Source organism: Salinisphaera sp. G21_0, assembly GCF_017744115.1.
Classification (GTDB): domain Bacteria; phylum Pseudomonadota; class Gammaproteobacteria; order Pseudomonadales; family Endozoicomonadaceae; genus Endozoicomonas.
The window spans coordinates 1-566 of record NZ_JAGHQW010000264.1; the positions used below are offsets into that span (position 1 = coordinate 1).

Sequence of the window (566 nt, forward strand, 5' to 3'; positions counted from 1 at the left end):
TATTTGTAATCTGCTGGGGATTTACAGCTAAAAAGAACGTGTTGGCCTTGGCAAAATAGCCTTTGAAAGTCTGAGAATCTTTAACAATGCTGAAGTTTTTTAACTTGGAAAAGAGGGAATGTGCGGGTGGCTTTCCCCTGTCTCGCGCTAACTGAATTTTCCTGTCTTTGAGGTTTTTCAGAAGAGTCCCGGCATTCGTTAATATTGCTTGAATTTCTTGATTATTTAAATGTGTTCGCAGTTCATTTTGCTGGCTTACAGAAAATTCTGAAATTGATGTTTCACTAATTTCTGTAGTGAGCGGTACATCCTTCATTGGTTCAGGCATGACCTGCACCATCGCTGAGGTATGTTCATTGCCAGTTAATAGCCTGTTGTCGCTGAGGGTTGGTAGATTTCTTGATAGGGAACTGATCACTCCCGGAAGCCTGGAAGCCGGGTCAGCAGGCATGGCCGGTTCGGTCTCCATTGGCTCCGGATTAGCAGGTAGCGAAGTTGCAGAACACACAATACTCCTGCTGTTGTCAGTAACACGCCTGCGCTTTATGGATGGGATGGGCCCGGAT

At 45.2% G+C, this 566-nt stretch carries 2 protein-coding genes; one reads left to right on the forward strand and one right to left on the reverse strand.

The window, feature by feature from the left end; all coding sequences use genetic code 11:
* Positions 1 to 328, reverse strand: a 328-nt coding sequence (locus J7439_RS25980) for a hypothetical protein (protein WP_209204951.1), incomplete at its 3' end; no start/stop codon positions are given.
* A gap of 28 nt (positions 329 to 356) precedes the next feature.
* Between J7439_RS25980 and J7439_RS25985 the strand changes: the two genes are divergently transcribed.
* A partial coding sequence (locus J7439_RS25985) for a hypothetical protein (protein ID WP_209204952.1) occupies positions 357 to 566 on the forward strand: 210 nt, incomplete at its 3' end.